The sequence below is a fragment of the Mycobacterium kubicae genome, from assembly GCF_015689175.1.
GTDB classification, from domain to species: Bacteria; Actinomycetota; Actinomycetes; order Mycobacteriales; family Mycobacteriaceae; genus Mycobacterium; species Mycobacterium kubicae.
On the sequence record NZ_CP065047.1, the window covers coordinates 3773354 to 3794187 of the forward strand.

Consider the following 20834-nt stretch of genomic DNA (forward strand, 5'->3'; position numbering starts at 1 on the left):
CGTTGGGCCGCGACTTGCAGACTGTGTTCAACGGCAGCATTGGGGGTCCAGCACAGCACAAAGCGCTTGCAGGGCTTCAGGGTGTGCCCGGTGGAAGACGTGCATGCCGCGGCGGTCGGAGATGACCAGGCCGGCCTTGCGCAGTTGGGTCAGGTGGTGGCTGACGGTGCCGTCGCTGAGTTCGAGTACTGCTGCCAATTCGCCGCTGATCTCTTCGCCAGCTGATGAGCTGAGTAGGAACGACATGATCTTGACGCGGGCCGGATCGGCTAGGGCTTTGAGTCGCAAGGCAACGGCCAAGGCGTCCTCGTCGCTAATGGGCCCGGCCGCCACGGGCGCGCAGCACACCGGAGCGGAGATGTCGATCACGGGCAGCGATTTGGGCATGCGACTAGTCTGCCAGATATCTTGACATATATCAAAAAGGGGCGAACACTGGGGCGCGGCGCCAGTTTGATATATGTCTCACTAGTCGGAGGTGTCTCGTCATGTCCCGTGTTCAGCTCGCCCTCAACGTCGATGACCTTGAGGCTGCAATCACCTTTTATTCCAAGCTCTTTAACGTCGCGCCCGCGAAACGCAAGCCAGGGTACGCCAATTTCGCAGTCGCGGACCCGCCGCTGAAGTTGGTGCTGCTGGAACACCCCGGCTCCGGCGGCACCCTGAATCATCTTGGCGTGGAAGTCAACTCCAGCGACGCCGTGCATGCCGAGATCGATCGGCTGGCCAATGCCGGAATGTTCACCGACGAGGAGATCGGTACGACATGTTGTTTCGCCACCCAGGACAAGGTCTGGGTGGCTGGCCCGGGCGGGGAACGCTGGGAGGTCTATACCGTGCTGGCTGACTCCGAAACCTTCGGTGCCAGCCCACAACACGCCGGTACCGATCAAGCTGAGTCGGGTGTGTGCTGTGGCGGTCAAACGACCGCCGGTGCGGCATCGTGCTGCTAGCCACCGGGTCGACTGGGGGTGGGCATCCGATGGGGGTGCCCGCCCGGTGTCGAGTTGGCAAGCCCACAACAGTTGTCCGCTGAGGGTTTGTCTTTGATTTCGATATCTGTCAATATCGATCTATGTCGAATCTGGTCCAGGCGCCGGAAGGGGCGTCCTGTGTGGTTGCGCCGCTGATGCGTGAGCCGCTGAATTCCCTTGATGCTGCCGATATGGCGGTGAGGTTTAAAGCCCTAGCCGATCCGGTGCGATTGCAGCTGCTGAGTTCGGTGGCCAGTCACGCTGGCGGTGAGGCGTGCGTCTGCGACATCTCGGTAGGGGTCGAGGTCAGTCAGCCGACGATTTCGCATCATCTCAAGGTGCTGCGGGAAGCGGGTTTACTGACGTGCCAGCGCCGCGCCTCGTGGATGTATTACGCCGTGGTTCCCGAGGTGCTGAACGTGTTGTCAAGGCTGCTTAGCGTTCATGCCGATGCCGCGCCCACGGTTGGGGCACCGGCATGACGGACACAATCACCCCTGACAGTGCGCCGGCGGTGGTGGGCAAACTCTCCGCGTTGGACCGATTTTTGCCGGTATGGATCGGGTTGGCAATGGCCGCCGGGTTGCTGCTGGGTCGCTGGATTCCGGGTCTCAACACCGCGTTGGAGAAAGTACAGGTCGACGGGATCTCGTTGCCAATCGCGCTGGGCTTGCTGATCATGATGTATCCGGTGCTGGCCAAGGTGCGCTACGACCGCCTCGACACTGTCACCGGTGACCGCAAGCTGCTGATCAGCTCTTTGCTGTTGAACTGGGTTCTGGGTCCGGCGTTGATGTTCGCGCTGGCCTGGCTGCTGTTGGCCGATCTGCCCGAGTATCGCACCGGTTTGATCATCGTCGGACTGGCCCGCTGCATCGCCATGGTAATCATCTGGAACGACCTGGCCTGCGGAGATCGCGAAGCCGCCGCCGTCCTGGTGGCGTTGAACTCGATCTTCCAGGTGCTCATGTTCGCGGTGCTCGGCTGGTTCTACCTATCTGTGCTGCCGGGTTGGCTGCGCCTGGCGCAGACCACCATCTCCACCTCGCCGTGGGAGATCGCCAAATCGGTACTGATTTTTCTGGGCATCCCGCTGCTGGCCGGGTATCTGTCCCGGCGGTTCGGAGAAACGACCAAGGGCCGCGACTGGTATGAATCACGGTTCCTACCCAGGGTGGGACCATGGGCCCTGTACGGGCTGCTGTTCACCATCGTCATTCTGTTTGCGCTGCAAGGAAATCAGATCATTAACCGACCCCTAGATGTGGCGCGTATTGCACTGCCGCTGCTGGCCTATTTCGCGATCATGTGGGGCGGCGGCTACCTGCTGGGTGCGGGCCTGCGGCTGGGCTACGAGCGCACCACCACCTTGGCGTTCACCGCCGCGGGCAACAACTTTGAACTGGCCATCGCGGTAGCCATCGCCACCTATGGCGCCACCTCGGGCCAAGCACTGGCCGGAGTCGTCGGCCCGCTGATCGAAGTGCCTGTTCTGGTGGCATTGGTCTATGTGTCGCTATTCCTGGCCCGCCACTACCACCACCGGACAACAGCCGTTACCGGCACTGGGCGATGACCACCGAAGACGACCGACGATGAGCGAGAACACCGCACCTACCGTGCTGTTCGTCTGTGTCAGCAATTCCGGCAAATCTGTGATGGCCCAGGGCCTGATGCGCCAGTGCGCCGAAAACCGCATCCACGCCATCTCAGCGGGCACCCACGCCAAAACCGCCGTCAACGCTCTTTCGGCTCAAGTCCTCGCCGAACTGGGCGTCGATATCAGCGGCCACCGCCCCGTCCAGCTGACCGACACGTTGATCCACCGTGCCGACTTGATCGTTGTTGTCGGAACCCAGGCCCAACTCGATGAGCCCACCGACGGCACACCAATTGAAGTGTGGGACACCGATGAACCCTCCCTGCGTGGTGTGGACGGGATCGAGCGGATGCGGTTGATCCGCGACGACATCGCCGCTCGTGTCCACGATCTCGCCAGCCGCTTCGACGGCCAGGCAGAGCGCCAGCGCGATCAAATCCGATAGACCAACCGTCTCCGCAGTAGATAGCTCGCCGAGCTTTCGCTGTAGAGCTGCCGATTCGGCTAGAGTCACGCACGCTGCACAACCTTGAGCCGTTGCAAGCGGAGCATGAAACTTGACCGCGATGGACGCTGGCGAAACGCTCGAGTCGTTGTCGCCAACGCCTTTCGTCACCGGCTACGCCTGAACCGCCGCAGGCGCAGGCTGTTGCTAACGACGAACACTGAGCTCAACGCCATTGCGGCGCCTGCGATTAAAGGATTCAGCAGCCCCGCGGCCGCCAGTGGTAGTGCCGCAACGTTATAGGCGAACGCCCAGAACAAGTTGCCTTTGATGGTGCGTAACGTGGCGCGAGCCAGGCGGATTGCCTCCGGAGCTGCGCGTAGATCGCCGCGCACCAGAGTTAGATCTGAGGCCTGGATGGCGGCGTCGGTGCCGGTACCCATCGCCAACCCAAGATCGGCTTGGGCCAAAGCGGCTGCGTCGTTGACGCCGTCGCCTACCATCGCCACGACCCGCCCCTCGCCCTGAAGCTTCTTGACGACGCCAACTTTGTCGGCGGGTAGCACGTCGGCCACGACCTCATCGATACCGATCGCGGTTGCGACCGTGTGGGCTGCGCGGTAATTGTCGCCAGTCAGCAGTACCGGGTGAAGGCCGAGCTGCCGAAGTTCGCCGACAGCCGCCGCTGAAGTGTCTTTTACGGTGTCGGAGACGACGATCACCGCACGAATTTGCCCGTCCCAAGCAATCCACACCGGGGTGCGGCCCTGCGACTCGGCTTGGTCGGCGGCGTGCAGTAGTGAGTCGGGGGCCTTGATCGCCCACTCCTCGCTTAGCCAGCTGTACCGGCCGACGAACACGGCGTGACCGTCTACAACACCGGAAACGCCTCGGCCACTATGGTTTTCGAAGCGTTCCACCCCGGCCGGCGGGCTCGCTGCCGCCGCGTAAGCGGCGATTGCCTGCCCGATCGGGTGCTCGGAGGCATGCTCGAGAGCACCCGCCAGTCGCAACGCCTCGGCGTCGGACTCACCGTCGGCCACGAACACCGAGGCGACGGCCATTCGTCCAGTGGTGACCGTGCCGGTTTTGTCCAAGATGATCGTGTCGATACGACGGGTTGATTCAAGAATCTGCGGGCCTTCAATCAAGATGCCGAGTTCGGCGCCCCGCCCGGTACCCACAAGCAAAGCCGTCGGCGTCGCCAGCCCGAGTGCACATGGGCAGGCGATGATCAGCACGGCGACTGCCGCGGTAAAAGCCGCGGTCACTGATGCCCCCGCCACAAGCCAAGCCGCTAAAGTCAACAGTGCGAGCCCGAAAACGATCGGCACGAAAACCGCCGAGACACGATCGGCAAGACGTTGCACCTGCGCCTTACCGTTCTGCGCCTCGGTGACGAGACGACTAATCTGCGCCAGTTGAGTGTCGGATCCCACTCGGGTGGCGCGGACAACGATCCGCCCGCCGGCATTGACGGTGGCACCAACAACGCTGTCGCCGGGTCCGACCTCGACAGGTACGGGTTCGCCGGTAAGCATCGACGCATCCACGGCGGAGGTGCCCGAGACGACGACTCCGTCGGTGGCGATCTTCTCACCGGGCCGCACGACGAATTGGTCCCCCACCGCGAGTTGGCTGATGGGTACCCGCGTTTCGACCGAATCGTCGCCGAGTACGGCCACGTCTTTGGCACCTAGGTCGAGCAGTGCTCGCAAAGCTGCCCCGGACTGTCGCTTCGCGCGGGCTTCGAAGTAACGGCCGGCCAGAATGAAAGCGGTTACGGCCGAAGCGACTTCGAGATAGATGTGTTCGGCGCCCCCGGCGGTGGCGGGCAGCAGGCTGAACGTCATACGCATGCCGGGCATCCCAGCCTGTCCAAAGAACAGCGCCCACAGAGACCACAGGTAGGCTGCGCTCACTCCGACCGAGATCAGCGTGTCCATCGTGGCAGCACCGTGCCGGAGATTCGTCCAGGCGGCGTGGTGAAACGGCCACGCGCCCCACACCACCACAGGCGAAGCCAGGGTCAGCGTTAGCCACTGCCAGTTGTCGAATTGCAGCACCGGGATCATTGATAACAGCATCACCGGCACGGTGAGCACGCTCGACACCACCAGACGTTGACGCCAGCCCGTAGTAACCTCGGTAGCCTCGTCCGGTCCCAACGGGGCAGCGTTCTCGGGGCTGGCCGCCGCAGGTGGTGGGGGAAGCGCGGCGGTATAGCCGGTCGCCTGCACAGTCGCCACCAAGTCTGCCGGCGCCACATCATCATTGAAGGTCACATGCGCTTTTTCGGTGGCGTAGTTGACCGTGGCGCTGACCCCGTCGAGCTTGTTGAGCTTCTTCTCGATCCGCGCGGCGCACGAAGCGCAGGTCATGCCGCCGATCGACAATTCGACGCTGCGGGCGTGACTGCGCCCGGTCACGCGATCGGTAGTCGTCATCTTTCTGTCCTTCCCCAGGCGTAGTGCCCCGCAACGTGCTGCGCTCGGTTTGTCAGGCAGTGCTCAAGTGGTAATCGCCGGCTTCGCTCAAGGCTGCGGCGATCTGCTCGTTGGTAACCGGCGTGTCGCTGGTGATGGTGACGGTCGAGGTGTCCCCGGGTACCAGGTCAACACTCACAGCGCTGACCCCGGGTAGCGCGGTCAGTTCTTCGGTGACCGCCTGCACGCAATGACCGCAAGTCATTCCGGTGACGGAGTAGCTGGCAACAGTGCCGATCATGTCGTTGTCCTTTGGGGGTGTGGTCGGGTCATCTGCGGGGTGCCGTCGCGGACGGCAGCAAGCGCAGCCGGCCGCTGAAGACTCAGCCAATGGCTTGATTGGGATTACTTTGAGGTCCATCAGATCGACTCCTTCTGTAAGTCGTCGCAGGCGTGAACGGGTCACGAACGCACGAGACGCGCGATGGCCGCTGACGCTTCGTTGATCTTTTGCTCTGCCACGTCGCCTCCTGCCCGGACCGCGTGACTGACGCAGTGGGTCAAATGCTCCTCGAGGAGCACCAGGGCCACTGATTCGAGCGCTTTCGTGGTAGCCGAGATCTGGGTAAGCACGTCGATGCAATAGGCGTCGTCCTCGACCATCCGCATCAGACCGCGCACCTGGCCCTCAATGCGGCGCAACCGCTTGCCATAGGCGTCTTTGGCCTCGGTATACCCCGGCGCTGTGGTGTCCATGACTTATCCTCCTCTAAACATACCCATAGGGGGTACCTTTGCGATCGTACCCCCCGGGGGTACCGATGTGTCAAGTGCCCCGCCCTACGGGCGCACTGAGTTGAAAGGGCGTGGTCAACGCCGTGTTGGACTGACCGAGCGTCGCTAAGCCCCTTACTCAGACGATCAACGTCAAGACTTCGCCCGTACGACGCGGTCTGACGTTCAGCGTGAAAAGCTTCGTCCGCAACAGCGCTGACCGTCGGCGAAGGACGAGCCTGAGCAATCGGCGTCGCTGCTCATGGGCGGCCAACGCCTGGCCAAAGAAGCGACTTCCGGGCATGTAAGTGACCTACGTTGTACCGGTACGGGGTATAAGATCTGCGTGTCATGCTTCGAAAACCGATGTGTTGCCTACCCTTAACATTGCTGTGACCTGGGTGTTTATGTCTGCGCGGATAAAATTTGCTCCGCTGATTGTGGTATACCCCCCCGGAGTGCGCTATGATCGGAGCATTGTGAGGGGCGGACTGAGTTGGAACGACACCCGTAGACCGCCACGGCTACGATCTCTGATCGCCGTGGCGGCCGGGGTGTGGCTGCTCGCCGCGGTCGCTCAATGCGGACTTTCGCGGGTGGAGGCCCACGAACCTCACCCGGCCCACGCCTTGTTCTCGTCGCTGGGTGGCGAATTCGCCGTCAACGTCGACCACACTCACATCGCGGCCGGCTCGACCGCCGCCCACCCCGAGCATTTCGTGACGGCCGCACTGCCGAAGCCCGCGACCGCATTGAGCGCGCTTGGCGTCGTCGTTGCGGTTCTCGCCGCTACCGGATCCCTGGCCGGCCTCATTGCGCGAGTGGGCCGCGGCCCGCCCTTCGCGCTCGGCACTGCTTACACCGGTCAAGACCTCCTGACGCGGTTCTGTCTGTCTCGTCGCTGATCGGTCAGCATCAGGCTGTTGTGGTTCCCCACGATGGCCCGTGACTGCTGACCCTTATCAACTGCCGCACTTGGCTTGCGGCGTCGATGGAAGCGACACTTCAAATGAACCATTTGTTAAATCATTCGGTACACGCCCCTACCCCTAGAGTCCGCGCGTTGGAGCTCTCGTCCGAGAGCCGATCCAGCCGGCCGAGCACGATGGTCGGTAACACGCCCGTCCTCTGGATTTCGCAGCCTCTCAGTTCGGCTGATCGCGGCTTCTGGGCCAAACTCGAAGGCTTTAATCCCGGCGGTATGAAAGATCGCCCCGCCCTGCACATGGTGGAACGTGCTCGAGCTCGCGGCGACTTGCGCCCCGGAGCACGGATAGTCGAGTCCACAAGCGGCACTTTGGGTTTGGGGCTCGCCCTGGCCGGGGTGGTCTACCACCATCCGGTTACCCTGGTCACCGACCCCGGTATGGAGCCAATTATTCGGCGCATGCTCACCGCCTACGGAACACAGATTGATGTAGTCACCGAGCCGCATCCAGTAGGTGGCTGGCAAAAGGCACGCACCGACCGGGTAGCCGAGCTGCTGGCCGTTGATCCGCACGCTTGGAATCCCGACCAGTACAACAATCCTGATAACGTCGACGGCTACGAGTCGTTGGCGTTGGAGCTCATCGAGCAGCTTGGCCACATCGATGTTCTGGTGTGCTCGGTAGGCACCGGTGGGCACTCTGCGGGGGTGGCACGGGTCTTGCGCCGGTTCAATCCCGATCTGAAGTTAATCGGCGTGGACACCGTTGGGTCAACGATTTTCGGACAACCGGCTGCCCCGCGGCTGATGCGCGGGCTGGGCTCAAGCATCTACCCCGGCAACGTCGACTATGCCGCGTTCAACGAAGTGCACTGGGTAGCTCCTGCTGAAGCCGTCTGGGCGTGCCGGGCGCTGGCAGCCACCCATTTCACCAGCGGCGGATGGAGCGTTGGCGCGGTCGCACTTGTCGCTGGCTGGGCAGCTCACACCATGCCCGCGGACACGACCATCGCAGCCGTTTTCCCCGACGGTCCGCAGCGCTACTTCGACACGATCTACAACGACGACTACTGCCGCGAGCATGACCTGTTGGATCACAATCCACCACTAGAGCCCGCGGTGGTTAGTGACCCGAGCGCACAGGTGATTAGCTCTTGGACGCGGTGCCGCACTGTTCGCGCGCCCGCGGCGGCGGGGCGCTCTTGAGGTTCGTCACGCAGTTCCGCAGTTTCGACGGGCCGGCGCGGATGCTTATGGTCAACCAGTTCGGCATCAATATGGGCTTCTACATGCTGATGCCGTATCTGGCGGGCTACCTCGCCGGTCCGCTCGGGCTGGCCGCTTGGGCGGTCGGACTGGTCCTCGGAGTGCGCAATTTCTCTCAACAGGGGATGTTCGTTGTTGGCGGCACGCTGGCGGACCGGCTCGGCTACAAACCGTTGATCGTGGCCGGATGCCTGCTGCGCACGGCCGGCTTCGGGCTGCTGGTCGTCGCGCATTCGCTGCCTGCCATTTTGATTGCGTCAGCTGCGACTGGTTTTGCCGGCGCGTTGTTCAACCCCGCGGTGCGAGCTTATCTAGCCGCAGAAGCCGGCGAGCGACGCGTTGAGGCATTCGCCGTGTTCAACATTTTCTACCAATCGGGGATCCTGTTGGGCCCGCTGGTCGGACTGGCTTTGCTAGCGTTCGATTTTCGGGTGACGGCGTTCGGCGCTGCAGTTGTGTTTGCCGTACTCACGGTAGCGCAGCTACTCGCGCTGCCCCAGCACCGCGCGGACTTAAACACTGATAGAACAACCATTCTCGAAGACTGGCGTGTCGTCATCGCCAATAAGTCCTTTTTGATGTTTGCCGCCGCAATGATCGGCTCCTACGTGTTGTCCTTCCAGGTGTATCTCGCCCTACCGTTGCAGGCGTCCATACTCGCACCGGGGTCTCAATCATCCTTGGTAGCAGCAGTATTCGTGGTGTCCGGTGTCGTTGCCGTCGCCGGACAGTTGCGCATTACCCGCTGGTTTGCAGCACGTTGGGGTCCCGGACGCAGTCTGGCCATCGGCCTGACGATTCTGGCCGCGTCCTTCCTGCCGCTGACTATTGTTCCCGACAGCCAACGCTTAGGTGCGGTGGCGGCTGTCGCCGCGCTGCTGGTGTCAGCGGCCATGTTGGCGGTGGGCTCAGCTGCCGTCTTCCCCTTCGAGATGGAGACCGTCGTTGTGCTGGCCGGGGGCCGGCTTGTGGCCACTCATTACGGGTTTTACAACACCATCGTGGGAGCCGGAATTCTCATCGGGAATCTGGCTACCGGTGCGGCCATGAGTGCCGCAAGACGGTTGGGCGCCGGTGAATTGCTCTGGGGTGGACTGGTTCTGGTTGGCGTGATCGCCGCCCTGGCCCTGCACCGCCTAGACCGCGGCAATCACCTCCAAGCTCGCGACCCGGCTGGCATGTCCGATAGCCAGGGTAGTGACAAAGGTGTCCGACCGGACGGCAACGAGCGGCGGTGATAGGTAGGCCAATGGTTGTTGTCGTTAACCTCACCAGCGTCCACCGCGGGCATCGGCCTTTCAACGAGCTTCAGCACGGACGGGTCACCGGTATGGGTGTATACGATCGACTTCATCGGCTTCCTTTCATGGGTTGTGCCAAGACCTCGACGTTGGCGAAATTCGACGACCCGCAGTGGTTCATGGCTTCAGTCGAATCGGTTGGGCGCCGACGTTGACTCGCACGATCAGGTACGGCGGTATGCGGTCGTCGGTTCCGTGATTGAACAGCGGGGTTCGCGGCAACTGGTTGACACTGACATACAAATGTCCGTCCGAGGCCAGGGCCAACGTGTCGGGCCACAGCAGCGTTTTCGCTTGCAACACCGTTGCCCACTGTCCTGTGGGACTGCGGCGTAACACCGCGCCGTGCTCGTAGGCGGTGGCGTAAACGTTTCCGGCCGTGTCTGATTCAAGACCGTCGGAGGCACACTTGTCACCGTGGTCGAGAATGGTCTCGGCGACCAGGGTGTCGCTGAGGTCCCGGTCGCGCAACGCGGCTGTGTCGACACTGTAGAGCCGCCGTGACGAGAGGGGACAGTAGAACAGCCGGGTGCCGTCGGGGCTGATCGCGATCCCGTCGGCGCCCACTTGGTATTGATCACGTACCACACCCTCGACCACGGCGCGGAATTGATTCTGCGCCTGCGTGCTCGGGTGGCCCCGAAGTCGATCCCAGCAATCACCGGTGTCAAGGTCGACGACGATGAGGGCACCCGTGGACTGTGAGTCCGTGATGTAGGCGTAGTGACCGGCAGAGAAATCGAAACGCACATCGTTCAGATAGGTTGTCGGCGTCATTGCCGTGTCGTCGATGGGAAACACCCGGTCGATTTCGTTGCGAGTCAGGTCAACCCGGACGAGCTTGGGTCCGCCACCGCTGACGTACGGCGAGAACGAGGGCGCACCGGTATCCAGTAGCCACAGGTACCCGTCGGGGTCGACGATCACACTCTGGACCGAGATGAGCCGCTCCCGAGGGTCCGGCGCGGGCCACGCGTTCACCTGCGCGCCGGGAAAAGGGACGGCTCGGCCGTTGATGACCTCCGCGACGGTGTAGGCCACGTCGTCACCCCACCGCGGAAAGGAGACGAAGATCCGGCGGTGATCACTGACTGTCACGCCGGTGGGCATCAGGTCGGTGAACTCGGCCACCACTTCGTATTCGGGTTGGGCGTCGCTACCGAGCGGACGCGGCGAAGCGTTGGTCATGACTGCCTCCCCGCCGCCGGCTGCGGCCTAACTGGAACCGACTTGGACAACGACTTTCCCCTTGGCGGAATGGCTTTCGACAGCTGCGTAGGCCTCGTGCAGGTTCGCAAAGGTGTAGGTCCCGGGGTCCAGCCGCGGAACCAATTGACCCGAGTCGGCCATTTCCGTCGCCAGCTGAAGAGCCCGTCCGTGACGCTCGCGGTGCTGTCCGGTGAGCAGTGGCAGCAGAGTGAACACACCAGAGTAGGTCGCTGCCCGGAACGACAGCGGCGCCAAGCTGTGGGTGCCCCAGCCAAGTGCGCTTACGACATGGCCCGTGTAGCGCTTGACCGCGGCGAACGAGTCATCCAATGTCGCCCCACCGACGGTATCGAAGACGACGTCGAAACCGTCGCCCGCCGTATGCTCAGCGACGTACTCGGGCACCGTAGTCGTCGTGTAGTCAATGCCGACTGCGCCGCCCGCGGCGATGATCTCCTGGCTCGCCGGGCTGCCTGTGGCGAACACCTTCGCACCCAGATACCGCGCCAGCTGGACGGCGAGGTGACCTACGCCTCCCGCCCCTCCGTGCACAAGCACCAAGGCACCGTCGCGGATATGTGTGTGACAGACGAGCGCCTCCCACGCGGTGATGAAAGCCAACGGCAGAGCCGCGGACTCGACCATCGACAGCGCCCGGGGCTTCGGCGCCAGCAGCTGGCTATCGACGGCGGCGAATTCGGCGAGCGTTCCCTGAATGCCGCCCACTCCGCCGGTCATCCCGAAAACCTCGTCCCCGGGCCGGTATTCGCCGGCGCCATCGCCGACCGATTCGACCACGCCGGCCATATCGATGCCGAGCACCGCGGGAACAGCGGTTCGCGCGTGTGCCGCCTCGCCCCGCTGAATCTTTGTGTCGAGGGGATTCACCCCGCTGGCCATCACCCGCACCAGCACCTGTCCTGGGCCCGGCGACGGCACCTCCGTCTCGAGGATCTGAAGCGGTGCACCGAATTCGGTGAGAACTGCTGCTCGCATTGGCATTCCTACCTCTCTTGGCTAAATCAGGGGCATCCGTAGGTAAGCCCGCGTTGGCGCGCTATGTCGGAAGAAGGCGTCTCGTACGGCGGGCATGGCGACCTCTCGGCTGCGGTGTGACCAGTGTCAGATATGGATGGTGTACTTCTGGACCGCACGTTCATCCCAGACGAGTCCAGCACCGGGCTGATCCGAGGCGGTGACCATACCCGCCTCTGGCAGCACCGGGTCGGCCAGAATCGGATACGCCCAGTCCACCCACTCGAGCCAGTGGGCCGTGGGAGTTACGCGAAGCAGGTGCGCGGCGAACTCGGGATACAGATGGCTGGACAACTGAACCCCGGCGGCGGCCGCGACCCCGGCGGTTCGCAGCCACCCGGTGACGCCGCCGATCCGCATCAGATCGACCATTGCGTAGTGGACGGCACCGCGATCCAGGAAGTTCAGTAGATCGCGGGCGCCATAAAAGTTCTCGCCGGCCTGCAGTGGAGTGCGGATCTGCTGCGCGAGTTGGGCATAGCCCCGAACGTCGTCGTAAGCGATGGGCTCTTCGAACCAGTAGAGGCCCCGCTCGTCGAGTTCATGGCAACGCCGTATCGCATCACCGGCGCCCAGGGCCTGATTGAAATCGACCATGAGGTCGACCTCGTCACCGATCCCCTGCCGGACGGCATCGATGGCCGCCAAGTCGTCGCGTAGATGCGGGTTGCCCAAACGCATCTTCACCGCGGTGAAGCCGCCCTCGTTGATCAACATCTCGGCTTCGGAGGCGAGCGTGGAAACTTCATGCCGCCACAAGCCGTTGCTGTTGTACGCCCGCACCGGTCCGACCGACCCGCCCAGCAATTGGGCCAACGGCAAACCTGCGGTCTTGGCAAGAGCGTCCCACACAGCCATGTCGACGGCGGACACCGCAATGGTGGTGAGGCCCGATACGCCAACAACATTGAGTGACTTCAGGGCTGAGCTGAAAGCGTCACCGGGTGCGACGTCACGACCGGGCAGGCCGTCGAGCAGGTCGCGGATCACGCCGGTCACCACCGGCAGCGACTTGGCGCGATACGGCGCGATATAACTCGACCCGACGACACCGTCCGCCATCTCCACGTCGACGAGGACCAGCGGCCAGTGCTCGTACCTTCCAATGGCGGCGATGATCGGATGCCGCAACGGAACCACGACGGCACGCACAGACGTGCGCTGCACCGTCATTCGTGGGTGGTTCATAGACAGTCGGCATTCACGACGAGGGTTAGGCGGCCAGCGGTCACGGGTAGCTCCTAGGGGGTGAGCGGGGAACGCCGCGAGGCTAATCGAGCGATCCGGGTGACATGCAAGGGATACTGCTCTCTATTTGAAACCATTGCACCTCACAACAGCGAAGGCGAATCCGCATGACCGTCGCCGCAGACGATCATGCCGGTCGCGCCAAGGCGGTGCAGGTTCTGCTCGTAGGGTTGACCCGCGCGCCCGAGGCACGCCGAAATAACAAAGCCCCCGCGAGGAAGCCACGAGCACAGTCATGACTCACACTTGCCGGACGGGCCAGCACGACGATCACGACGTGTACGCCGCGCTTTGTCCATGCCGAACCCTGCTGGATCTGTTGGCCAACAAGTGGTCGGCGTTGTTGATCGGCCTCCTCGAGCCGGGACCCCTGCGGTTCAGCGGGCTGCGGGATCAGTTGCCCGGCATCAGCTCCAAGATGTTGACCCGCACGCTGCGACGCCTCGAAGCAGCCTCATTGATCACGCGAACCGTCTATGCCGACGTACCACCACGAGTTGAGTACGAGCTGACCGAATTGGGTGCGAGCGCCGCTGTTCCCCTGCGACTGCTGCGCACCTGGGCCGAGGAGAACCTCGATCACGTCGCCGCACTCAATCAGGATTGGGCTGACTGAGACTTCGTCGCGTGGTCCCAAGCGCCTTCGCGATGGCCTTGCTCCGGCAGTGACCCAGCGAGCTCAGATCGCCAAGCCTGTCAACAATGCCATTGACTAATGTCACCATTTGGGATTGACTGCGTTGCATGAACGACGGCGTTCCGGTGCGCGGGTCCCTGCGATCGCGCGCCGCGGTGGCGATGAGCACCCTGCTGCTTCGGCCCATCACCGGACTCATCCCGGTCGAGCGAGCTTGGGGCATCTGGGCGTCCCGCCAGCTGATCGCCGGCCTGATGCGCACGTTCGGGCCCGCCATGGCGGGCAGCCGCATCGATCACGTCGACCGCGTGCTGCCGGACGGACGCCGCGTCGTCGGCGAATGGGTGTACGGCCCGAACGTATCGCCAACCCGCAATGCTGCGGTGTATTACGTCCACGGCAGCGGCTACGCCATGTGTTCGCCGAAGACGCACCGGCGACTGACCTCCTGGTTGTCCTCGCTCACCGGACTACCGGTGTTCTGCGTCGACTACCGACTGGCGCCACAGCACCGCTTCCCCACCGCCGCGCAGGACGTCCGCGCGGGTTGGGACTGGCTGTTGCATGGTTGTGAACTACGTGCGAAAGACATTGTGGTGGCCGGTGATTCGGCAGGCGGGCATCTGTCGGTGGACATGCTGCTGCAACCAGAGGTCGCCGCGAATCCGCCCGCGGCGCTGGTGCTCTTCTCACCCCTGATCGACCTGACGTTCGCATTGTGCGCGGCCCGAGAACTGCACCGGCCGGACCCGGCCATCCGCGCCGCCGCAGCCGCCAAGCTGGTCGCGCTGTACTCAATGGGGGTCGACCCGGCTCACCGTCGGCTCAAGCTCGATGTCGCCGGCGGGTTGCCACTTCCGCCGACCCTCGTTCAGGCCGGCGGCGCAGAAATGCTCGAAGGGGATGCACGCCAACTCGCCGCCGACATTCACGCCGCCGGCGGGGAGTGTGAGCTGCAGATCTGGCCCGACCAATTACACGTGTTCCAGGCCCTGCCGCGTCTGTCACCGGAAGCGTCCGAAGCAATGCAGTATGCCGCGCGGTTCATCGCTAAGGCGCTGGCGGACAACGTCACGGCGACGGAAAAGGCCGGCTGAACCGTGCTGAAGCCGCTGGACAGATTACTGAACAGAGCCAGGACCAGTCATGGCGCGTCGGCCGTGGTCACCGGCGCCGGTAGCGGAATCGGCGCTGCCTTCGCCATCGAGCTCGGCCGTCGCGCAGGCGCGGTGGTCTGTAGCGACATCGACGACCTCGCCGCCCAGCGGACGGTCGACACCATCACCGGGCAAGGCGCCAAAGCCGTTGCCGTGCATTGTGACGTCTCCCAGATCGACGACGTACGCGCCTTGGCTGAACAGGCGCAGTCGTGGTTCGGCGCACCGCCCACCCTGGTGATCAACAACGCGGGCGTGGGCGCGGGCGGGGCGCCGATCGGTCAGATCCCGCTGGACGACTGGATGTGGACGCTCGGAATCAACCTCTGGGGGCCGATCCACGGATGTCACGTGTTCACCCCGATCCTGCGCGAAGCCGAACCGGTCAACGCGCCGCGCGGCATCATCAACGTTGCCTCCGCAGCGGCGTTCGGCTCGGCTCCGGGCATGGCCGCGTACAACGTCAGCAAGGCCGGCGTGCTCTCCCTGTCGGAGACACTCTCGGCCGAATTAGCCGGCAGCGCAGTGAAAGTGACGGCCCTTTGCCCGACCTTCGTCAAGACCAATATCGTCCAATCCGGCCGGATCAGCGAGGGTGCCAGCGAACGGGCGGCCAGGCTGATGCGCTGGACCGGATTTTCCGCGGCCAAAGTCGCCCGGATCTGCCTCGACGCTCACGACCGCGGCGAGCTGTACTGCCTGCCGCAGTTCGACGCCAAGATCGGCTGGAACATCAAACGCCTTGCACCGGCGGCATATACGCGGGCGGCTGGTTTCGTCGCCCGGTCGAACCTGCACTGACAACCAGGAGGGGAACGCGATGGCCATCGAAATGGAAGCCATGCTCGCCAAGATCAAGGATCGCCAATGGGCGCTCGCCGATATCGACTGGGACGCACCGGGTGCGGAAACGATCCGACCCGAATTCCGGCCCAAGCTGAAAGCTTTCATGGCAGATCTGTGCTGGATCGAAAACATCGGGGCCCGCGGATTCGCCGCGCTGGCCAAGAAGGCGCCCAATGCCACGGTGGCGGAGATATACCGATACTTCCATGCCGAGGAGCAACGGCACGCCAATGCCGAGCTGGCTTTGATGAAGCGTTGGGGCATGCTCGATGACGGCGAGCTTCCCGAGCCGAACGTCAACATCCGGTTGGCGATCCAATGGCTGGACACCTACTCCGACAGCATGCCGCTGTCGGTGCTGGGCACCGTCATTCCCATGCTCGAAGTGGCCCTCGACGGGGCGCTGCTCAAGTTCCTGCTGGACACGGTGGAAGACCCGGTCTGCCATCAGGTATTCGAGAAGATCAACAACGACGAATCACGGCACATCGCAGTGGATTTCGCGGTGCTGGACATGATCGGTCACGCCACGGCGCGTCGCCTCGCCATCGAATTCGTCGGCACGGTAGCGACGCCCGGGCTCATCATCGGCGCGCTGATGTACATCCCGCTGCTCAATCGCATCCGTAACGAGATGGCGGCGATGGGCATGGAGGCTGAGCGGCTCTACAGCGCGGTGAAGCGCTTCAAGCAATTGGGTGAGCGCGGCGAGAGCACCCCGCGGGTACCTGCCTATCGAGTCCTCAGACGCCACGCCGCGATGGTCGTCAACCCCCAACACCCCTACCACCTGCTGGCCAATTCCATGGTGTGGCTGTCGGAGCGCTACCCCCGCCCGTTGCTCAAACCGGTGCCCAGCTGGTTCAAGGAACTGACCTACCGGCCGGCGGCGTGACCATGGCGAACGATCACACTTATGCGACCCTGATCGTCGGCGCAGGCTTCACCGGGCTGGGCGCGGCAATCCGGTTGGCCGAGGCCGGCGTCACCGACATCGTGATCCTCGAGCGCGGCGACCGCGTGGGTGGAACCTGGCGCGACACAACGTATCCCGGTGCCAGCTGTGACGTGCCCTCGCTGCTGTACTCCTTCTCGTTCGTCAAGAACCCGACGTGGTCGCGGACGTATTCACCGGCATCGGAGATCTATCAACACCTCGAGGACATGGCGACCAGATTCGACATCCGGCGCCACATCCGCTTCGGTCACGAGGTCAGCGGGCTGAGGTTCGACGAAGACGCCGGCATCTGGACGGCAACGACCAAGAACCGCAAGCGATTCACTGCCCGTACCGTCGTCCTGGCATCCGGCCCCTTGTCGGACGTCAGCTACCCCAACATCCGTGGGCTCCATGATTACCGAGGCCACAAGATCCACAGCGCACGGTGGGACCATGACTACGACTTCACCGACAAACGGGTCGCCGTCATCGGCACCGGCGCGAGCGCCGTCCAGATCGTTCCCGAACTGGTCAAGCACGCCGGCTTCGTCAAAGTCTTCCAGCGCACACCCTGCTGGGTGCTGCCCCGCCTGGATGTCGCGACACCACCGGCGGTGCAAGCGCTGTTCGCCAAAGTGCCGGCCACCCAAGCCCTCGCCCGCCAAGCACTTTTCTGGGGGCATGAGGCCAGTGCCACGGCGTTGGTGTGGAACACCCCGCTGACCTCGGTGGTGGCCCGGCTCGGACAGGCACACCTGCGGGCCCAGGTCAAAGACCCGTGGCTGCGCCGGCAACTGACGCCGGACTTCCGGCCGGGATGTAAACGCATGCTCGTCTCCAGCGACTACTACCCGGCCCTGCAGCGTGACAATTGCAAACTGATCGACTGGCCGATCGCCACGCTGAGCCCGGTCGGCATCCGCACCAGCGACGGCATCGAACACCATCTCGACTGCATCGTGTTCGCCACCGGCTACGACGTGCACCTCACCGGACCGCCTTTCGCTGTCACCGGCCTCGGGGGGCGCTCGCTGGGTGACGAATGGGCACGCGGCGCAACGGCATACAAAAGCATCAGCGCACACGGATACCCCAACCTGTTTTTCATGACCGGACCGAACTCGGGGCCGGGGCACAACTCGCTACTGGTGTATATCGAAGGCCAGTTGGACTACGCGGTGCGCGCGATCACCACCATCTTGACCGAGGACCTGCGCTATCTCGACGTGCGCCAAGACGTGCAACGCCGGCACAACGAAGACCTCCAGCGCCGACTGACCAAGACGACGTGGATGTCGGGCTGCCGCAGCTGGTATCTGACCCCCGACGGGTTCAACGGGTCCATGTATCCCGGGTTCGCAACCCAGTATCTGCGACAGATGCAGGACTTCCGCTACGACCATTACGAGGCGGTGGTACACCACGCCGATGCACGGGCGGTCGCTCCCGCCTGATACGACATATGACATGACATCCGAGCGACCTGGTCGGCCCGAACCGGGCACGATCGCCGGCGTCCTGCTCAATATCAGGCGCGCACCCAAGCGCGTCCGGCGCCAGTCGCGCGACTTCATCGAAACCGCGGTGGCACAGCTTTTCGACGCGGCCGTCCGCCAACCCCACGGCCTGGCGGCGTCCGGGGAATACCGCATCGACGACCTCGCCAGGCTGGCCGGCACCACCACCCGCAATATCCGGGTGTACCGCGACCGGGGCCTGCTGCCACCTCCGCTGCGGGTCGGGCGCATTGCCCTGTTCAACGACACCCACCTGACGCGGCTGCGATTGATCACCTCGATGCTCGATCGGGGTTACAACATCGCGCACGTGCGCGAGATGCTCAGCGCCTGGGAGGAGGGGAAGAACCTGGGCGACGTACTCGGGCTCGAGTCGGCCATTGTCGGCACCTGGACCACCGAGAAGGCACAGACCATGCCGCTGGACGAAGCTCGACGACTCATCGACGACCCGCACGCGTTCGATCGGATGGTCGGGCTACAGGTGATCCGGGTCGAGGGTGACCAGGCCACCATCACCCGGCCGAAATTGGTCGAGGCTTTCAACGAGGTCCGGGGCTACGGAGTGAGCGCCGATAAGCTCATCGACCTGCACGAGCAGATCCTGCCCAAGATCGACGAGATCAGTAACCTGCTGGTGCAAGCGGGATTCGAGCACGTCGGGAACCGGATCAAGCCGGGCGAGGCGCTGCCCGCTGACGCCGAGGTTGCCGAACTGATCACCATGCTGGTCCGGTTCCGTACCCAGGCGGTTGCGACCGTCACCGCCACCCTGGCCGCGTCGATCGAGTCGACCATCGAGTCGCTGGTCAGTCGCGTGCTCGAGGACTACCTGGAACGGTCATCCGAAGCCGGTACCGCGCCTGCCACAGAATCTATTGGCGCTCAATCAGATACGGAGCCAACGTAGAGAGCTTCTCGCACGTCTCCTCGAACTCCCGCTCGGGGTTCGAGGCCTCGATGATGCCGGCCCCAGCGCGCAACCACGTCTGGCCGTCGCGCGCATAGGCCGCCCGCAACGTCAGGGCCGCATCCAATCCGCCGTCGGCCGAGAACATCACGACCGCACCGGAATACAGTCCCCGCGGACTGTCGTCGAGACGCAATATGGCGTCCACGCCGCCCGCTTTCGGAATTCCGGATGCTGTGACGGCGGGAAACAGCGCTTCGAGCGCGTCCATCCGGTCACTTGACGGGTCCAGCCGACCGCTGATCGTCGAGCCCAGATGCTGCACACTGCCCCGTTCGCGTACCGCCATGAAATCGGTGACCGCCGCGGTCCCCGGTTCGGCGATCTCGACCATTTCCTGCAGCGAGGTGCGTACCGAAATGGCATGCTCGACAATTTCTTTGGAGTCCGATTCCAGGTCGTGGCGAGCCTGCTGGTCGTGCACGGCGCCACGCCCCAGGGCGCGGGTGCCGGCCAGCGGCTCGGTGATCACCGTTCCGTCGGGGCGCACGGCCGCGACGAGTTCGGGGCTGTACCCCAGGGCGCGGAACCCGCCGAGGTGCAGCAGAAAAGACCGTACCGGAGTGTTGTGGCGACGCCCAAGCCGGTAGGTCGAGGGAAAGTCGATCTCGAACGGCAGTGTCAGACAACGGGAAAGGATGACCTTGTGATATTCGCCGGCAACGATCTCACCGACGGCCACCGCTACCCGATCCCGGTAGCCGGACGGGTCTGCGCTGAGGTCGACCGGGCTCGGCGACGGCACGTCGGGTAGTCCGTCGGCGAGTAATCGCTCCACCGCTTCGCGCTCTCGGTCCCCGGCGCCGAACAGGCGGACCTCGCTTCGGCTCACCACGATGCGGGTTCGCGGCCAGAACACGCGCGCCAACGGCGTACGCGGCGCCAGCCGCTGCTGCAACCCGTAGCGGTAGACCCCGAACTCGAAAGCCACCCAGCCGAAGAGCTGATCGGTTTCCAGCAAGAGCCGGTCGATAGCCTCACCGAGCACCGGACCCGGCCGCCCCGACCACTGCTGACGCTGAGTCACACCATCGCGAATGACCCGCAACTCGTCGCTATCCAGTTCCACCATCGCCTGCACACCTGCGCCGACAACCCACTGGCCGTCAAACTCATACAGCAGGTACTGCTCGCCAGTCGGCTCGAATAGCACCGCGGCCAGCTCGGCCGCCAGATCAGCCGGCTCGATTTGGCTGGGCATTGGAATGGACAGTGACGCCGTGCCTAAAGAACTCGCCTCGACGCTGGCTTCCATCACAGTAAGTAAATGTAGCCTAACCTACTTCCTGGCGCGCGGCCGGCTTTGGTGTCCGTCGCAAATTGACCGGCCGCCGACCCGACACGTCTTCTCCCAGCAAACTGGCAGGAAACCTCTACCCAATCCACAACGAAGACCGTCTGGCGCCGTGGCCAGGGGTGTTGTGAAATTGCGGCGTTACCAGCATGTTTCCCGTCGGAACAGTATGAAAACTCGGCAAAACCTAACGCGTCTGTGCACATTCCGAGTAGCGGTGCCCGCGGGGCCCAGCTAAGTTCGCAGCGAAATCTCGCAGGACGCTCG

General features: G+C 63.7%; 20 protein-coding genes and 1 pseudogene. 13 read left to right on the plus strand and 8 right to left on the minus strand.

Features of this window, described 5'->3' with window-relative positions; translation table 11 throughout:
* Nucleotides 1-27: 27 nt before the first annotated feature.
* Nucleotides 28-387 (minus strand): Rv2640c family ArsR-like transcriptional regulator, encoded by a 360-nt coding sequence (locus I2456_RS17750; RefSeq protein WP_085073321.1) that lies wholly within the window; start codon nt 385-387, stop codon nt 28-30.
* Nucleotides 388-488: 101 nt separating this feature from the next.
* Between I2456_RS17750 and I2456_RS17755 the strand changes: the two genes are divergently transcribed.
* The 4 genes and pseudogenes from I2456_RS17755 (at nt 489) to I2456_RS29200 (ending at nt 3019) form a co-directional block, all read left to right on the plus strand.
* Entirely contained in the window at nt 489-953 is a 465-nt protein-coding gene (locus I2456_RS17755) for an ArsI/CadI family heavy metal resistance metalloenzyme (protein ID WP_085073322.1), read from the plus strand.
* A 122-nt stretch (nt 954-1075) separates the two neighbouring features.
* Nucleotides 1076-1456, plus strand: a complete 381-nt coding sequence (locus tag I2456_RS17760) for an ArsR/SmtB family transcription factor (protein ID WP_085073323.1) — start codon at nt 1076-1078, stop codon at nt 1454-1456.
* Nucleotides 1453-2499: pseudogene (gene arsB / locus I2456_RS17765) on the plus strand (ACR3 family arsenite efflux transporter); the annotation flags it as partial. The gene I2456_RS17760 and the pseudogene arsB, both read left to right, overlap by 4 nt.
* A 70-nt stretch (nt 2500-2569) precedes the next feature.
* Nucleotides 2570-3019 (plus strand): arsenate-mycothiol transferase ArsC, encoded by a 450-nt coding sequence (locus I2456_RS29200; RefSeq protein ID WP_085073325.1) that lies wholly within the window; start codon nt 2570-2572, stop codon nt 3017-3019.
* A 167-nt stretch (nt 3020-3186) separates the two neighbouring features.
* Here I2456_RS29200 and I2456_RS17775 read toward each other — a convergent pair whose 3' ends face one another.
* The 3 genes from I2456_RS17775 to I2456_RS17785 form a co-directional block, all read right to left on the minus strand.
* On the minus strand, nt 3187-5466 hold the full coding sequence (locus I2456_RS17775; RefSeq protein WP_085073326.1) for a heavy metal translocating P-type ATPase: 2280 nt from the start codon (nt 5464-5466) through the stop codon (nt 3187-3189).
* A gap of 52 nt (nt 5467-5518) precedes the next feature.
* The gene (locus I2456_RS17780) at nt 5519-5746 is read right to left on the minus strand and encodes a heavy-metal-associated domain-containing protein (protein WP_068029461.1); all 228 of its coding nucleotides are present in this window, start codon (nt 5744-5746) and stop codon (nt 5519-5521) included.
* A gap of 161 nt (nt 5747-5907) precedes the next feature.
* The gene (locus tag I2456_RS17785; protein WP_068029458.1) at nt 5908-6201 is read right to left on the minus strand and encodes a metal-sensitive transcriptional regulator; all 294 of its coding nucleotides are present in this window, start codon (nt 6199-6201) and stop codon (nt 5908-5910) included.
* Nucleotides 6202-6761: 560 nt separating this feature from the next.
* Here I2456_RS17785 and lpqS point away from each other — a divergent pair.
* From lpqS to I2456_RS17800, 3 genes are all read left to right on the plus strand, one after another.
* On the plus strand, nt 6762-7124 hold the full coding sequence (lpqS, locus tag I2456_RS17790; RefSeq protein ID WP_082952176.1) for a putative copper homeostasis (lipo)protein LpqS: 363 nt from the start codon (nt 6762-6764) through the stop codon (nt 7122-7124).
* Between the two features lie 200 nt (nt 7125-7324).
* The gene (locus tag I2456_RS17795; protein ID WP_241008009.1) at nt 7325-8353 is read left to right on the plus strand and encodes a PLP-dependent cysteine synthase family protein; all 1029 of its coding nucleotides are present in this window, start codon (nt 7325-7327) and stop codon (nt 8351-8353) included.
* A 41-nt stretch (nt 8354-8394) separates the two neighbouring features.
* A complete protein-coding gene (locus I2456_RS17800; RefSeq protein ID WP_085073396.1) occupies nt 8395-9651 on the plus strand; it encodes an MFS transporter in 1257 nt (418 codons plus the stop codon).
* Nucleotides 9652-9831: 180 nt separating this feature from the next.
* Here the strand turns inward: I2456_RS17800 and I2456_RS17805 are convergent, their stop codons facing one another.
* The 3 genes from I2456_RS17805 to I2456_RS17815 form a co-directional block, all read right to left on the minus strand.
* Nucleotides 9832-10902: an SMP-30/gluconolactonase/LRE family protein gene (locus tag I2456_RS17805; RefSeq protein ID WP_085073328.1), complete on the minus strand. Its 1071-nt coding sequence runs from the start codon at nt 10900-10902 to the stop codon at nt 9832-9834.
* 27 nt (nt 10903-10929) lie between these two features.
* On the minus strand, nt 10930-11919 hold the full coding sequence (locus tag I2456_RS17810; RefSeq protein WP_085073329.1) for a zinc-dependent alcohol dehydrogenase family protein: 990 nt from the start codon (nt 11917-11919) through the stop codon (nt 10930-10932).
* A 126-nt stretch (nt 11920-12045) separates the two neighbouring features.
* Entirely contained in the window at nt 12046-13131 is a 1086-nt protein-coding gene (locus I2456_RS17815) for an enolase C-terminal domain-like protein (RefSeq protein WP_169717187.1), read from the minus strand.
* A 310-nt stretch (nt 13132-13441) separates the two neighbouring features.
* Here I2456_RS17815 and I2456_RS17820 point away from each other — a divergent pair, with 310 nt between their 5' ends.
* From I2456_RS17820 to I2456_RS17845, 6 genes are all read left to right on the plus strand, one after another.
* A complete protein-coding gene (locus I2456_RS17820) occupies nt 13442-13822 on the plus strand; it encodes a winged helix-turn-helix transcriptional regulator (protein ID WP_068029448.1) in 381 nt (126 codons plus the stop codon).
* A 128-nt stretch (nt 13823-13950) separates the two neighbouring features.
* On the plus strand, nt 13951-14940 hold the full coding sequence (locus I2456_RS17825) for an alpha/beta hydrolase (RefSeq protein ID WP_085073331.1): 990 nt from the start codon (nt 13951-13953) through the stop codon (nt 14938-14940).
* Between the two features lie 3 nt (nt 14941-14943).
* The gene (locus I2456_RS17830) at nt 14944-15801 is read left to right on the plus strand and encodes an SDR family NAD(P)-dependent oxidoreductase (RefSeq protein WP_085073332.1); all 858 of its coding nucleotides are present in this window, start codon (nt 14944-14946) and stop codon (nt 15799-15801) included.
* Between the two features lie 19 nt (nt 15802-15820).
* Complete coding sequence (locus tag I2456_RS17835) at nt 15821-16741, plus strand: reductase (protein WP_085073333.1); 921 nt, start codon at nt 15821-15823, stop codon at nt 16739-16741.
* Entirely contained in the window at nt 16738-18240 is a 1503-nt protein-coding gene (locus I2456_RS17840; RefSeq protein WP_085073334.1) for a flavin-containing monooxygenase, read from the plus strand. Before I2456_RS17835 ends, I2456_RS17840 begins: the two co-directional genes overlap by 4 nt.
* A 13-nt stretch (nt 18241-18253) precedes the next feature.
* The gene (locus I2456_RS17845; protein ID WP_085073335.1) at nt 18254-19213 is read left to right on the plus strand and encodes a MerR family transcriptional regulator; all 960 of its coding nucleotides are present in this window, start codon (nt 18254-18256) and stop codon (nt 19211-19213) included.
* Here the strand turns inward: I2456_RS17845 and I2456_RS17850 are convergent.
* Entirely contained in the window at nt 19179-20528 is a 1350-nt protein-coding gene (locus tag I2456_RS17850) for a salicylate synthase (RefSeq protein WP_139823070.1), read from the minus strand. The genes I2456_RS17845 and I2456_RS17850 overlap by 35 nt on opposite strands.
* Between the last annotated feature and the right edge of the window lie 306 nt (nt 20529-20834).